The sequence below is a fragment of the Flavobacterium gillisiae genome (genome assembly GCF_900107635.1).
Taxonomy (GTDB): domain Bacteria; phylum Bacteroidota; class Bacteroidia; order Flavobacteriales; family Flavobacteriaceae; genus Flavobacterium; species Flavobacterium gillisiae.
Genome location: NZ_FNRD01000006.1, coordinates 104439 through 119854, shown reverse-complemented (window position 1 = coordinate 119854; position 15416 = coordinate 104439). Strand labels below are relative to the sequence as shown.

The 15416-nt window shown below is 34.4% G+C and carries 12 protein-coding genes; 4 read left to right on the top strand and 8 right to left on the bottom strand.

All coding sequences use genetic code 11. From position 1 onward, the window contains the following. Window positions 1–13: 13 nt before the first annotated feature. The 3 genes from BLV35_RS09885 to BLV35_RS09875 are packed head-to-tail and all read left to right on the top strand — an operon-like array spanning window position 14 to window position 4243. Window positions 14–2269, top strand: coding sequence for a carboxy terminal-processing peptidase (locus BLV35_RS09885; RefSeq protein ID WP_091088901.1), 2256 nt, complete (start codon window positions 14–16; stop codon window positions 2267–2269). Window positions 2270–2285: 16 nt separating this feature from the next. Next, the gene (locus BLV35_RS09880; protein WP_091088897.1) at window positions 2286–3392 is read left to right on the top strand and encodes an ABC transporter permease; all 1107 of its coding nucleotides are present in this window, start codon (window positions 2286–2288) and stop codon (window positions 3390–3392) included. 23 nt (window positions 3393–3415) lie between these two features. After that, a complete protein-coding gene (locus BLV35_RS09875) occupies window positions 3416–4243 on the top strand; it encodes a DNA/RNA non-specific endonuclease (protein WP_091088893.1) in 828 nt (275 codons plus the stop codon). Window positions 4244–4271: 28 nt separating this feature from the next. On the opposite strand, the gene rodA is transcribed toward BLV35_RS09875, so the two are convergent. The 6 genes from rodA to purH are packed head-to-tail and all read right to left on the bottom strand — an operon-like array spanning window position 4272 to window position 11444. Next, entirely contained in the window at window positions 4272–5507 is a 1236-nt protein-coding gene (rodA, locus tag BLV35_RS09870) for a rod shape-determining protein RodA (protein ID WP_091088889.1), read from the bottom strand. Between the two features lie 17 nt (window positions 5508–5524). Further along, complete coding sequence (mrdA, locus tag BLV35_RS09865; protein WP_091088887.1) at window positions 5525–7456, bottom strand: penicillin-binding protein 2; 1932 nt, start codon at window positions 7454–7456, stop codon at window positions 5525–5527. Beyond that, the gene (locus tag BLV35_RS09860; RefSeq protein ID WP_091088883.1) at window positions 7453–7959 is read right to left on the bottom strand and encodes a rod shape-determining protein MreD; all 507 of its coding nucleotides are present in this window, start codon (window positions 7957–7959) and stop codon (window positions 7453–7455) included. Before BLV35_RS09860 ends, mrdA begins: the two co-directional genes overlap by 4 nt. Beyond that, complete coding sequence (gene mreC, locus BLV35_RS09855; protein WP_091088879.1) at window positions 7952–8776, bottom strand: rod shape-determining protein MreC; 825 nt, start codon at window positions 8774–8776, stop codon at window positions 7952–7954. The genes BLV35_RS09860 and mreC overlap by 8 nt, the downstream gene beginning before the upstream one ends. Window positions 8777–8833: 57 nt before the next feature. Beyond that, complete coding sequence (locus BLV35_RS09850) at window positions 8834–9862, bottom strand: rod shape-determining protein (protein WP_091088876.1); 1029 nt, start codon at window positions 9860–9862, stop codon at window positions 8834–8836. Between the two features lie 55 nt (window positions 9863–9917). Continuing rightward, a complete protein-coding gene (gene purH, locus BLV35_RS09845) occupies window positions 9918–11444 on the bottom strand; it encodes a bifunctional phosphoribosylaminoimidazolecarboxamide formyltransferase/IMP cyclohydrolase (RefSeq protein ID WP_091088872.1) in 1527 nt (508 codons plus the stop codon). 165 nt (window positions 11445–11609) lie between these two features. Between purH and BLV35_RS09840 the strand changes: the two genes are divergently transcribed. Beyond that, the gene (locus BLV35_RS09840) at window positions 11610–12860 is read left to right on the top strand and encodes an ABC transporter permease (protein WP_091088868.1); all 1251 of its coding nucleotides are present in this window, start codon (window positions 11610–11612) and stop codon (window positions 12858–12860) included. 544 nt (window positions 12861–13404) lie between these two features. Here the strand turns inward: BLV35_RS09840 and accD are convergent. Then, on the bottom strand, window positions 13405–14259 hold the full coding sequence (gene accD, locus BLV35_RS09835; RefSeq protein ID WP_091088865.1) for an acetyl-CoA carboxylase, carboxyltransferase subunit beta: 855 nt from the start codon (window positions 14257–14259) through the stop codon (window positions 13405–13407). Window positions 14260–14345: 86 nt separating this feature from the next. Continuing rightward, window positions 14346–15413 (bottom strand): class II fructose-bisphosphate aldolase, encoded by a 1068-nt coding sequence (gene fbaA, locus BLV35_RS09830; protein WP_091088861.1) that lies wholly within the window; start codon window positions 15411–15413, stop codon window positions 14346–14348. Between the last annotated feature and the right edge of the window lie 3 nt (window positions 15414–15416).

Genomic DNA, 15416 nt, shown 5'->3' with positions numbered 1-15416 from the left:
TTCAAAAATTTGGATGAATACTATTCTTAACTTTATGAAAAGAAATTATAAAATATTACTTGCAATTGTGCTTCTTTCTGCGACATTATTTGCATTTAAAATGAAATCAGGGGTTGATTCTAATCCTGATAAAGACAAACTACTTTTAGAATTATTGACTTTTGTTCTTGAAAAAGGGCACTATAATCCAGCGACTATAGATGATGCTTTTTCAAAAGGTATATATAAAGACTATGTTCAGGCTTTAGATCCCTCAAAACGATTTTTTCTGCAATCTGATATTGATGAATTTTCAAAATATGAAACGGAGTTAGATGATGAGTTGATTAATAAAGACTTGACTTTTTTTAATCTGACTTACGATCGTTTGATGAAAAGAATGGAAGAAAGCAAAAGTATCTATAAAGGGATTATGAGTGTGCCTTTTGACTATTCGATTGATGAGAGTTTTGATACGGATTATGACAAAGCACCTTATGCAAAAAACAGTGCTGAACTTAACGAAAGATGGAGAAAGCAGATCAAATTGTCAACACTTTCTTCTTTAACAGAGCGTTTGAGAGTTCAAGAAAATAAAAGTAAGGGCATTGATACGGTAGCTATTGCTAAATCAGGGGATAGATTAGTTAATGAAGACATAGAGAAGATCAAAAGTGATGACTCTGCGGATAGCGGTAAAACTAAAACTTTTGTAGAGTTAGAAAAAGAAACGCGTGAAAGTGCTAAAAAGTCGTTAGATGAGTACTTTGGTTTCATGAATGATTTAGATAGAGACGATTGGTTTTCAGTTTATATCAATTCAATCACGGCGGGTTTTGACCCACATACAAATTATTTTGCACCGGAAGAAAAAGAACGTTTTGATGTAAGCATTAGCGGGAAATTAGAAGGGATCGGGGCGCGTCTCCAAAAGAAAAATGACTTTACCGAAATTTCTGAATTGATATCAGGAGGTCCGGCTTGGAGAGGAAAAGAGCTTGAAGCAGGAGACTTAGTTATGAAAGTAGCTCAAGGAAATGCATTGGCGGTTGATGTTGTAGGAATGCGACTTGACGATGTTGTTAAAAAAATTAAGGGCCCTAAGGGAACTGAAGTTCGTCTTACGGTGAAAAAAGTAGATGGAACGATTAAAATTATATCTATCATTAGAGATATAGTGGAAATTGAAGAAACTTATGCTAAGTCTAGTGTTGTTACTAAAAATGGTTTGAAATATGGGGTGATTTATTTACCTAAATTCTATATTGATTTTGAAAATAAAGACGGTAGGGATGCCGGAAAAGACATTGCTTTAGAAGTTGAGAGACTGAAAGCGGCACAAGTAGACGGAATAGTATTAGATGTTCGTGATGATGGAGGAGGTTCGTTATCAACAGTTGTGGATATCGCAGGACTGTTCATAGAGCAAGGACCTATTGTTCAAATCAAATCAGCAGGAAGAAAGAAAGAAGTTTTATTCGATAGAGATAAAAAGATAGAATGGGATGGTCCGTTGGTAATTATGGTCAATAGTTTTTCTGCTTCAGCTTCAGAGATTTTAGCTGCTGCGATTCAAGATTATAAAAGAGGAGTAATCATTGGTAGTAAGCAAACTTATGGCAAAGGAACGGTTCAAAACGTTATCGATCTAAACCAATTTGTACGAAATAGTGAGGTTGGAGATTTGGGAGCATTGAAAACAACAACCCAAAAGTTTTATAGAATAAACGGAGGTTCAACCCAATTAGAAGGGGTGAGTAGTGATATAGTTATGCCGGATCGTTATGCTTATTTAAAAATGGGTGAAAGAGATGTTGAGCACGCTATGCCTTGGGATAAAATTGATGCTGCTCCATACACAGTGTGGGATAAAACAGCTAATTTCAGTAAAGCTATTTCAAATAGTAAAGAAAGAATTGCTAATAATGAGCATTTTAAATTAATCGAGGATAATGCTAAATGGATTGATAGCCGTAGCAATGAAAATACCTATAGCTTAAATATTGACAAATTTAAAATTGCCCAAAACGCAATTGAAGAAAAAGCTAAAAAATACAAACCTATTTCGCAGTATAAAAATTCATTACAGTTCTCTTCGCTGCCATATGAAGTAGTGCAAACGGCTAAGGATAGTATTTTAAAAGAAAAAAGAGACAGGTGGCACGAAAGTTTATCTAAAGATATTTATGTTGAGGAAGCATTGAATGTTTTGGATGATTTGCAAGCCAAAGTTGTTTTGAAAAAGACAATTCCTTCAAAAATAAAAAAAGAAAAACTAGCTAAATCATAAGTGTAGCCTTCTTTAAATGAATAATACAACACAATCATTAACTGCAATTGCGCTCCATAAATTCAAAAAGAATTTTTGGGGCGTTTTTAGTTTTGCGTTTATCGTAATCTTACTTTTTATTTCCATTTTTGCGTATGTTTTGGCACCTGATAATTCAGAGAATGCAAACCAGATGCATTTGTCGATTCATTCTAAACCGCCGGGTTTTAATGTGACTATGCTGTCTATTCCTTTAGATGTGAAACAAAAAACGACGGTGGAGAATTATTTTTTAGGTTTTCCAAATACTGTAACAGAGGTTGCAATTGAAAGTTACAAGGTCGTTGGGAATACGATTGTATATGTGGAGTATAACGATGAGCCGTCATTAAAAATGGTTAAAGAAATTGATGTAAAGTCTTTTGTGGGACAAAGTTCAATTGCGTCTGTAGAACAGAAGTTTATTAAGAGTAGAACTTTTTACCTAGGAACTGATAAATATGGTAGAGATTTACTTAGCAGAATGTTGATTGGGTCGAGAGTTTCTATCTCTATTGGTATTGTGGCTGTCTTGATTTCTCTAGTTGTTGGAATCTTTTTCGGAGCAATAGGAGGGTATTTTGGAGGTAAAGTAGATGCGTTTATTATGTGGTTGGTCAATATTATTTGGTCAATACCTACACTTCTTTTAGTGATAGCTATAACATTGGCCTTAGGAAAAGGTTTTTGGCAGGTTTTTGTTGCTGTAGGACTAACGATGTGGGTTGAAGTCGCACGTGTTGTGCGTGGACAGGTCATAAGTGTTAAGGAGATGCAATATGTTACTGCGGCTAGAGCTTTAGGTTTTGGTGATTTCCGAATTATTTTCAATCATATATTACCCAATATTATGGCGCCGGTAATTGTGATTTCGGCGGCTAATTTCGCTTCAGCGATTTTAGTGGAAAGCGGACTGAGTTTTTTGGGCTTGGGTGCTCAACCTCCAATTCCTAGTTGGGGGAGTATCATAAAAGATCATTACAGCTATATCATTTTGGGGAAACCCTATTTAGCAATGGTTCCAGGTATAGCAATTATGTTGTTAACGTTAGCATTTATGATGATGGGGAATGCTTTGCGAGATGCCTTAGATGTTAAGGAATAATAATTAAATAAAAGAAATTGTCGATGAAGTATTCACAGCTTGTAATATTCTCTATGGTAAGTTTGACATTGTTATCTTCTTGTAAAAGAGACTTTGGACCTGCTGACTTACGGATTAAGAATGAGGTCGGTGATACTTTGATAATGAAAGAAACTGTAGCAGTATCGAATATTGTATTCGACTATTTACCAGCAGCCTCTAGAAATGAAATCGTTAAACATAAGTATTATACGTTGTCGTATAATGAGAAGGCGGAACAAGCAGAATGGCTGGCGTATGAATTAAAGAAAGAGTACGTTACCAAGAGTGATTTTAAAAGACCTTACTTTATTGAAGATCCTAAAGTGAAAACTACTTCTGCTGACTGGAGGAATTACAAAGATTCAGGATACGACAAAGGACATCTTTGTCCTGCCGGAGATATGCAGTTTGATAAGAGTGCTTACAATGATACTTTTTATACATCTAATATTTCTCCTCAAAATCATGATTTTAATGCTGGTTTTTGGAACAGACTGGAGCAAAAAATTCGTTATTGGGCGGTTCGATATGATGGAGTTTATGTAGTGACCGGTGGCGTATTTAAGAACTCTACGAAAACCATTGGTAGAGAAAAAGTGATTGTTCCTGATTCTTTTTACAAAATAGTATTAAATAGGACTAATGATAATTATAAAATGATCGCTTTCTTAGTTCCGAATGAACCAAGCGAGAAACCTCTTTATAGCTTTGTCGTTTCCGTAGACAGAATTGAAGAACTAACCGGAATTGATTTCTTCCCGAAACTAGATGATAAATTAGAAAATAGCTTAGAGAAAAACACCGATTATAGTGCTTGGATTTTTAATTAGACACTACACGTTTCGGGCCTTTTTTAGGCTACCATTCATTTACTTTATTAGCATCCATTTTAAGAAATATAAACAGTAAAATAGTAAATCCCCAAAGTCCAGATCCTCCATAAGAAAAGAAAGGTAATGGCACCCCAATTGTAGGGAAAACTCCTACTACCATTGCAATATTTACAAAAAAGTGCGTGAATAAAATACCCGCGACGCAATACCCATAAACGCGACTGAATTTGGTTTTTTGCCTTTCGGCCAAATAAATAACTCTAAGAAATAAGCCGACAAAAAGAGCAATTACCACAAAGGATCCTGCAAAACCCCATTCTTCACCAACAGTAGTGAAGATGTAGTCAGTGTGTTGCTCTGGTACAAAACCTCCTTTAGTCTGTGTTCCTTCAAGGAAACCTCTTCCTAGCCATCCTCCGGAACCAATAGCAATCTCTGATTGATTAGTATTGTATCCAATTCCTTTTAAATCTACTGTTTTACCCAATAAGATATTAAAACGATCCCTATGGTGTTGTTTAAATACATTTTGAAAAACATAATTAACAGATAGTACAAAGCCTGAAATTAGTACAAAAAGAATACTACTTAAAACGATATTTCGGTCTCCTAATCTTGATTTAAAATAGACGATCAAGATGACCACTAGCGCCAATAATATCACATATTGTGGTTGTAAGACTAGGGTCAATACAAATAAAAGAATAGTTATGAAACCAGTCCATACATACCAGGAAGGCAATCCTTCACGATACAGTACAATGATAAAGATGCTATAAATAAGCGCGCTACCGGGGTCTGGTTGCGGTAGGATAAGTAGAACGGGTAAAAATACAATCGCAAGAGCTTGAATTTGACGATTGACTTCCTTTAAGTTAATTTGAGAATCACTTAAAAATTTTGCTAAAGCCAATGAGGTTGCTGCTTTTGCAAATTCAGAGGGTTGTAATGTGAAGCTACCTATTGCATACCAACAACGCTGACCAGCGATGGTTTTTCCAAATAAAAATAGACCTGCTAATGATAATAAAGAGACGGCAAAGATGATACTCGCATATTTCTCATAAAACTTACCGTCAATAGCAAGCAGTATGAAAATTAGAGGAATAGTTAATATAATAAATATAAGCTGTTTCTGGTAGGTGTCTTCTATAGATGACAAGGATGATGAGTAGATATTTAACCAACCCATAATCACAAGTGCACTATAAATTAGTATACATGTCCAGTCAAGATTTTTCTTTATACTCTGATTTTTCATTTGAAATGAATCTCTTTTTAATTTTGTTTAGTAGAGTCGATAGGTGTAAATGTATTCACAACATTTTTTTTCCCTATAGAATCTTTAGGCGTAGTTTCAATAGCGCTAGCTTCCGTCATTCCTCCTAATTTTGCATATTGATCTCGTAAGCTAATATTTAGAACTCTCGTTTCTAAATCTATTCTTGTAATTTTTTTTCTAAGGTATCTTTCGATCATTAGACTGGCAATAGGACCCGCAATTGTTGCTCCAAATCCACCATTTTCTACTAAAATGGCTATTGCGATTTTTGGATTATCCTTTGGCGCAAAAGCTACAAAAATAGAGTGATCCTTAAGCTGAACTCTTTTTCCTCCAATTTTAGCAAAATTTTCTGCTGTACCTGTTTTACCAGCAATGTCAATTCCTTCTACTCGCAATGAACTGGCGGTACCCATGTTGTACACGTCAAATAAACCTTGAATCATCGGTTTAAAATACTTTTTATCAATGGTCGTCTGATGTTTAACTTTAAATTTAGGGTCAATAGCAGTCCCTTTAATTTTCTTGATGATGTGAGGAGTATAATAGTAACCTTCATTAGCGACCGTAGCCATCATATTGGCTAGTTGTATTGGTGTCATTAAGACTTCTCCTTGTCCAATTGAATTTGATATAATGGTCGTGCTTCTCCAGCCTCCGTTAGGATAGATTTTTTTATAGGTTTTTGAATCCGGAACATTCCCTCTTTTTCCTGTGGGTAGATCATAACCCATAAAATCACCCAGTCCAAAGCTTTTTACGTGATTACTCCAAACATCAACGGCATAAGATGGTTTTGCATATTTATTAATAGTCCTCATGTAGACATTAGCAAAATAGGTGTTACAGGAAGCGTATATCCCATTATTCAATTTGTGCGGTCCAAAACCGTGACATTTCATAAATCGTCCTCTTGCATAACTAAATCCATGATGGCACATAAAAGTGGTTTGTTCGTCCACAACACCTTCTTGTAAACCAATTAAACCAGTTAATATCTTAAAAGGAGAACCGGGAGGGTACTCTGCTAAAAGACTTCTGTCATAAAGTGGTTTTGCAATCGAGTCGTAATATAATAAGGTGTAATTTTTAGAGCGTTGTCTACCAACCAAAATAGATGGATCATAAGATGGGGCGGTGACAAGGGCTAAAATCTCGCCCGTTTTAGGTTCGATCGCTACAATCCCCCCTCTTTTATTAATCATTAATTGCTCTCCATACTTTTGTAGTTCAGCATCAAGTGTAAGGTTTATATCTTCTCCTTGTACCGCAATAGTATCATATTTTCCGTCTTTATAGGAGCCTATTTCTCTGTTGTATTTGTCTTTTTGAAAATATTTAACCCCTTTTATTCCTCGTAGGATTTCTTCATAACTTTCTTCAACGCCTTGACGGCCTATCAAATCCCCACTGTTATAGTACGGGTTTTTAGCAATTAATCGTTCGTTAACTTGAGTGATAGACCCAAAAACATTTGCTCCAAAATCTACTTCATAATCACGAAGCGAACGTTTTTGAAAGTAGAAACCTGGAAATTTTCGTATTTTTTCTTGAAATGCAGCAAACTCACTCTTGTTTAATTGAGATAAAAAAACGGAAGGAAGGCGTGGGCTGTACACTCTAGCTTTAGCTATTTTTTGTATATAATCCTCTTTTGTAATATTTAGTAACTGGCAAAACTCTAAAGTGTCGATTTTTTTTAACTCTCTTGGTATTACCATAATATCATACGACGCTTGATTAGATACTAACAACTTCCCATATCGATCAAAAATATAACCTCTTTCGGGATAGTCGTATTTTATTTTAATGGCGTTATTATCTGATTTTAATTTGAAGCTGTCATTGATAACCTGCAAATAAAATATTCGAATCAGCAGCAATAGTGCTGCGACGATAATTAAGGAAGGCAGCAGGAGTTTTCTCATCTTTTGTTAGGCTTGATTAGGTATATTATTATGATACAGCTAATGATAGTAAACACGGTACTTAATAATGTTCGAATTAGGATGTCCCAGAAGAAACTGACCTGAAACGCTTCTAATATAAATAAGGTGAAATGATGAATTATTACTGAAATTAATATAAAAGAGAATCGCTCAGGTGTTAAGACATCATTCAATTTTATGGTTTGATATTCATAGCTAATTCCAAACGAAAATTTAAATATAGAAGGCCTGAGATAAGCTAAAGTCAGGCAGGAAGCAGCGTGGACACCTCCTGAATTAGAAAACACATCCATGGTTAGGCCTAATAGAAAACTGGCTAGTAAAAGCCCAGCTCTGTTTCCATTAACAGGATATAAAATAATAAACAACATGTAAGGTAGGGGCATTATAAACCCTAAAAAATTCATATTGTTAAAAATAACAATCTGGACGGCCAATAATAAAATAAACCGAAAAATATTGACTAACAAAGTGCTATTCATCTTTCTCTCCTTTTTCTAAATTATTAAGTTCGTCTCTATATTTGCTTTTTAGAATGTATACGTGACCTAAATTTGTCATGTCGTTAAAAAGTTTTATGTCTAAAGTATAATAATTGGTTTTGTTGTCAATGTATATTTTTTCAATTGTTCCAATGTTTATATTTTCGGGGAAAATAACGGATTGTCCGCCAGTAACAATGGTGTCTCCTTTTCTAACAGAAGCTAATCTTGGAACATCTATCAATTGTACGAACCCAGTACTTTTTCCGTTCCAAATTAAAGAACCAAAATGATTTGATTTTTTAATTTTAGCATTAATTTGAGATTTAACATTCAAAATACTGATAACAGTGGAATATCTTGGAGAAGTATTGTCTATGATTCCTACTAATCCTAAATTATTGATTACTCCCATATCAGATTTCACACCTTGTAAGGCACCGGAATTTAATGTTAGGTAGTTTTCGTGAACATTATAGGAGTTATGAATCACTTTAGAAACCACAATGTCGTAAGGCTGTGTTTCCTTTGTTTTTTCTAATTTTGTAATCGAAATAGAGTCGGTAGCGGCAAATAAGACACTTTTTAGCCTGGCATTTTCAATTGCCAAAGCGTCATTTTGAGTTTTTAAATTCAAATATTCGCTCACATTATTGATCTTTTCATAGACTCCGCCGCTTAAATAATTAGCGGAGCTTATTATTTTACTTCTATGGTAGGAGTGAGCTTGTATCGTAAGCAAAAACGAAATGCATAATAACAGCAAAAACAGTATTCTAGTACTGTTTTTGAATATAAAATTAAATATTTGCTGCATTCTCTTGTATGATTATTTTGTTTCAGGATTTGCTTCTAAACGGAATTCGTCAACATCTTATTTTATTAAGATACTTTTAAATTTCGAAAGGTTTTTAAGCGCCATTCCTGTTCCTCGAACTACTGCTCTTAATGGATCTTCTGCAATGTAAACAGGTAAATCTGTTTTTTGAGAAATTCGTTTGTCTAATCCACGTAACATAGAACCACCACCGGCAAGGTAAATACCTGTATTGTAGATGTCCGCTGCTAATTCCGGAGGAGTTTGAGACAACGTTTCCATAACTGCATCCTCAATTCTTTGAATTGATTTGTCTAACGCTTTAGCGATTTCTCTATAAGAAACCTCTACTTGTTTTGGTTTACCGGTAAGTAAATCTCTTCCTTGAACAGACATGTCTTCTGGAGGAGTTTCTAAGTCTTCGATTGCGGCTCCAATTTGGATTTTTATTTTTTCAGCTGTACTCTCTCCAACAAATAAGTTGTGTTGAGTACGCATGTAATATACTATGTCATTTGTAAAAACGTCACCAGCAATTTTTACTGATTTATCGCAAACAATACCACCAAGTGCAATTACAGCAATTTCAGTTGTACCTCCACCTATATCTACAATCATGTTTCCTTTTGGTTGCATAATATCGATACCAATACCAATTGCTGCAGCCATAGGTTCATGAATTAAGTAAACTTCTTTACCATTTACTCTTTCACAAGATTCTTTTACCGCTCTCATTTCAACTTCTGTAATTCCAGAAGGAATACATACCACCATTCGTAAAGCTGGAGTGAACATTCTTTTTTTCAATGCAGGTATGCTTTTTATAAACATACTTATCATTTTTTCTGAAGCATCAAAATCAGCAATTACACCGTCTTTCAAAGGCCTTATTGTTTTAATGTTTTCATGTGTTTTACCCTGCATCAAGTTGGCTTCTTTACCAACGGCAATGATTTTACCAGAGATTCTATCTCTAGCAACTATTGATGGGCTGTCAATTACGACCTTATCATTATGTATGATTAAAGTGTTAGCGGTACCAAGGTCTATCGCGATATCCTCGGTCATGAAATCAAAAAATCCCATAAGTTTTTCAGGGGTTTAAAAAGTTAAAAATTAGGAGCGTACAAAGTTAAACAAATTAATGCTTAAAATGACGTGTTCCTGTAAATACCATTGCAAGTTTATTTTCATTGCAATAGTCAATGCTCAATTGGTCTTTTATTGATCCTCCTGGTTGAATGACTGCTGTGATTCCTGCATTTTTTGCAATCTCAACACAGTCAGGAAATGGAAAGAAAGCATCGCTAGCCATTGAAGCTCCTTCTAATGAAAATCCAAAAGCTTTTGCTTTTTCAATTGCTTGAAGCAAGGCATCAACTCTTGAAGTTTGCCCTGTTCCGGATGAAATAAGGGTTCCGTTTTTTGCAAAAACGATTGTGTTAGACTTTGTGTTTTTACAAATTTTAGAGGCAAATATTAAATCTTGAATTTCCTTTTCTGTCGGAGTCGTTATAGTAACGGTTTTAAGATCTTCTTTATTGTCGGTAATGTTATTTCTTTCTTGAATTAAAAGTCCATTCAAACAAGATCTAACTTGTTTTTGAGGTAAGTCTATTTCGTTTTGAACTAAAATAATTCTGTTTTTCTTTTCTTGTAGAATAGCAATAGCGTCAGCATCATATTCAGGAGCAATAACTACTTCACAAAACAATTTGTTTATTTCAGTTGCTGTAGCAACATCTATTTTAGTGTTTGCAATCAATACACCACCAAATGCTGATGTTGGGTCACAAGCTAAAGCGGCGTTGTAAGCATCGCTTATTGTATCTCTTGTAGCTAGGCCACAAGCATTATTGTGTTTTAGTACGGCAAAAGTAGGTTTGTCAGTTTTGAACTCTGCAATCAAATTAACTGCGGCATCTACATCTAATAAATTGTTGTATGATAATTCTTTTCCGTGTAGTTTGTTAAACATAGCGTCAAAATCACCAAAGAAGAATCCTTTTTGATGAGGGTTTTCTCCATATCTTAATATCTGACCATCTGCGATACTTGCTTTGAAAATAGTTTCATCAGTATTGAAATAGTTGAAGATAGCAGTATCATAATGAGAAGAAACATGAAAAGCTTTTGTTGCCAATAGTTTTCTGTCGGCAATAGTTGTCGCACCATTTTGATCTGTTATTAAGTCCAAAAGTGTTCTGTATTCTTCAACTGATGCAATTATAACGGTATCCTTGAAGTTTTTTGCAGCAGCACGAATTAAGGAAATTCCGCCAATATCTATTTTTTCAATAATGTCACTTTCACTTGCTCCAGAAGCGACTGTTTTTTCAAAAGGGTACAAATCAACAATTACTAAATCGATTTGGGGAATATTAAACTCCTCCATTTGTTGAACATCACTTTCATTATCTTGACGGTTTAAGATACCACCAAAAACTTTTGGGTGTAATGTCTTTACTCTTCCACCTAGGATCGAAGGGTAAGAAGTTACATCTTCAACTGGTACTACTGGAATACCTAAGTTTTTTATAAAATCTTCAGTTCCACCTGTAGAATATAAAATTACATTCTGAGAATGTAATTTTCTAACTATAGGTTCTAAACCTTCTTTTGAAAATACTGAAATTAATGCTGATTGAATCGTTTTAGTTGTGCTCATTATGTAGTTATAGTTATAAAGTGCAAAAATAGTTAATTTTTGATTATAAATTTATATGAAGTGTTGTAACATTGTCTTAAAAAATTAGACCAACTTGAAGTATCCTTTATTATTTGGTTTTTGAATAATATTTTAAGATTTTTACAATAAAAGAAAAAAGTGTTTATGCTAGTATATCTCCGATTATTGAAAGAAAGTTTTGCTTTTGCAATGAATGCATTGCGAAGTAATATGTTGCGAACTTTACTTTCATTGCTGGGAGTGACTATAGGGATTTTTTCAATTATTGCGGTGCTTGCTGCTGTAGATTCATTGGACAGAAAGATCTCTAAAGATTTAAGTGGTTTAGATAAAAACACGATTTATTTAATGAAATTCTCTTTTGGGCCTTCTGAAATTCCCAAATGGAAAAGAGAGCAGTTTCCTAATATCAAGTATGATGAATATACCTATATGAAAGGGGCTATGACTAATACGGATCAATTGGGTTATCAAATTTTCACTAAACGTGAATCTATAAAATACGATTCAAACACAGTAAGTGACGTTAATATGGTGCCGGTGTCTTATGAATTTATAGATATTCAAGGGTTAGAGTTTGATAAAGGAAGGTTTTATAATGAGTCTGAAGCAAATTCAGGTGCGAAAGTTATTGTTTTAGGAAGTGAAATTGCAAAATCACTTTTTGATGAATTAGAGCCAATTGGTAAAAACGTTAGAGTATACGGTCAACGTTTTACTGTGATTGGAGTGTTAAAGAAACAAGGAGCAGGTCTGTTTGGAGATAGTGATGATACTTCTGCTTTTATTCCAGTTAATTTTCTTAGACAGTTGTATGGAGATAACAATGAATCTTTAGTTAATGTAATTATTCTAAAACCCAATAAAGGAGTGGATATGGGTGCTTATAAATCTGAAATTTCTCAAAAACTAAGAAGCTATAGAGGTGTGAAAGCTGGTGAAATAGATAATTTTTTTATAAATGTATTCTCTGGTTTTACAGATTTAATTGATGGGATTATATTGAATATGAAATTTGGAGGATGGATGATTAGTGGGTTTTCTCTTTTAGTTGGAGGATTTGGAATTGCAAATATCATGTTCGTTTCAGTAAAGGAACGTACGAATCTAATAGGAATTCAAAAATCATTAGGAGCAAAAAACCGTTTTATCTTATTCCAGTTTTTATTCGAAGCAGTTATATTATCTGTTATTGGCGGGGTTATCGGATTGTTTTTAGTCTGGATTATTGCTTTGGTATTAACTAATGTTTTGGATTTCGAATTTGTTTTAGGGATGGGTAATATTCTTTTGGGAACACTATTGGCGGGATTAATTGGTTTAATTTCCGGAATATTGCCAGCGATTACGGCTTCAAAATTAGATCCTGTGGAGGCGATTAGAACGGGGATGTAACACCAAACGAAGTTTTGTTTTATTCCAAATCGTTCTATTATAATAAAGAAAACCACTCGATTTGAGTGGTTTTTTGTTTTGTATACTTTGTTAGCAACGCCTCTGTTTGTGGGCACAGATTGCAAATCTGCGCTATCCTAACCTAGATATTTAGTTAAGTATCAAGGACGTTCGTCTTGCAAATCTGCGCTTTCCTAATCTACATATCTGAGCGGTCGGTGTTTGTTACTTGTGTAATAACAAGTTAATCTATATGGTCAAATATAATTAGTCTTCTTACAACAAAGTAAAAGTAAGTGTATTTTAAGAAACATAATTATGAAAACTACAATTTCCTTAGTAGCCCTGATCGCAGCGGCATCCTTTTATCTCGTCTCGTTTTTAGAACGAGACGAGATAAAAGATATAGCGTAGAGCAGGAGGGATGTCTGTTTAAAACGAGAATCACTCTGCTTCAAGAAAAGAATTAATTTTCAGGAAAGTTAGTTGCAAAAAAAATCCCAAGAAGTAAGTCTTGGGATTTTTTGTTTAGGTAGTATTAAAACTATCTAATATCATTATTTTGAATCAAATCGATATACAAGTTGATCTTGTCTTTCAATTCTTTTCTTGGCGTGATAAAGTCTAAGAAACCATGTTCTAAAAGAAATTCAGCAGTTTGGAAACCTTCAGGTAAATCTTTACCCGTAGTATCTCTTACAACTCTAGGTCCTGCAAATCCAATTAATGCACCTGGTTCAGAAATGTTGATGTCTCCTAACATAGCATATGATGCAGTTGTTCCTCCCGTAGTTGGATCTGTACATAAAGAGATGTAAGGTATTTTTTCCTCAGCAAGCTGGGCAAGTTTTACTGATGTTTTTGCTAATTGCATTAAAGAATAAGCAGCTTCCATCATTCTTGCTCCACCCGATTTAGAGATCATTATAAATGGGATTTTGTTTTTGATTGAGTGATTGATCCCTCTTGAGATTTTTTCACCTACAACAGCTCCCATTGATCCACCAATAAAGGCAAAATCCATACAGCAAATTACTACGTCTCTACCTTTGGATTTTCCAACTCCAGTACGTACCGCATCTTTAAGTTTAGTTTTCTCCATAACATCTTTTAGTCGATCTGCATATTTCTTCGTATCAACAAAGTGCAAAGGATCTTTAGACGTTAAGTTTTTATCTAATTCAACAAATTCATTATTGTCAAATAAGATTTCAAAATAGGTGCTACTACCAATTCTAACATGAAAACCATCTTCTGGACTTACAAATAAATTGCGTTCCAACTCATCGGCATCAATAATTTTTCCTGTAGGAGATTTGTACCAAAGACCTTTAGGAACATCCATTTTGTCTTCAGTCGCAGTTGTAATTCCTTTTTCTTTTCTTTTAAACCAAGCCATATTTAATAGTTATGAGTTATGAGTTAAAAGTTATGAGTTATAAAATAGAAATAATGCTTCTACTTCATAACTCATAATTCTTAATTTTATAGTGTATTCACGTTGTTCAAGTCGGCAAATGCTTGCTCTAATCTTGCGTTGAAAGTCATTTCGCTTTCACGGATCCATTTTCTTGGGTCGTAATATTTTTTGTTTGGAATATCAGCACCTTCTGGGTTACCAATTTGAGTTTTCAAATAATCAATATTTTTAACCATATAGTCACGGATACCTTCAGTAAATGCAAATTGCAAGTCGGTATCGATGTTCATTTTGATAACTCCGTAGCTAATTCCTTCTCTGATTTCTTCTAGAGTAGAACCAGATCCACCGTGGAAAACGAAATCAACTGGATTGTTTCCTGTGTTGAATTTCTTTTGAACGAAATCTTGAGAGTTTTTCAAAATTTTCGGAGTCAATTTTACATTACCTGGTTTGTAAACACCATGTACGTTTCCAAAAGCAGCAGCAATAGTAAATCTTGGACTTATTTTAGATAATTCTTCGTAAGCATAAGCTACTTCTTCTGGTTGAGTATATAATTTAGAGCTATCTACATCTGAGTTGTCAACACCATCTTCTTCACCACCTGTAATTCCAAGTTCGATTTCAAGAGTCATTCCCATTTTACTCATACGATCTAAGTATCCTTTGCAGATCTCAATGTTCTCTTCGATTGGCTCTTCAGACAAGTCAATCATATGTGAGCTATATAATGGTTTTCCAGTTGCAGCAAAATGTTCTTCTGAAGCATCTAATAATCCGTCAATCCAAGGTAAAAGTTTTTTTGCACAATGGTCAGTATGTAAAATTACTGTAGCTCCATATGCTTCGGCTAATGCATGTACGTGTTTTGCACCAGCAATACCTCCAGCGATAGCTGATTTTTCATTTGCGTTAGAAAGTCCTTTTCCAGCATTAAATTGTGCTCCTCCGTTAGAAAATTGAATAATAACAGGAGCATTTAATTTTGCTGCAGTCTCAAGAACTCCATTTATTGTGCTAGAACCAGTAACATTTACTGCAGGTAGAGCAAAGCCTTTTTCTTTCGCATAATTGAAAATTTCCTGTACTTGATCTCCTGTAGCTACGCCCGGTTTGATGTTATGTCCCATTTT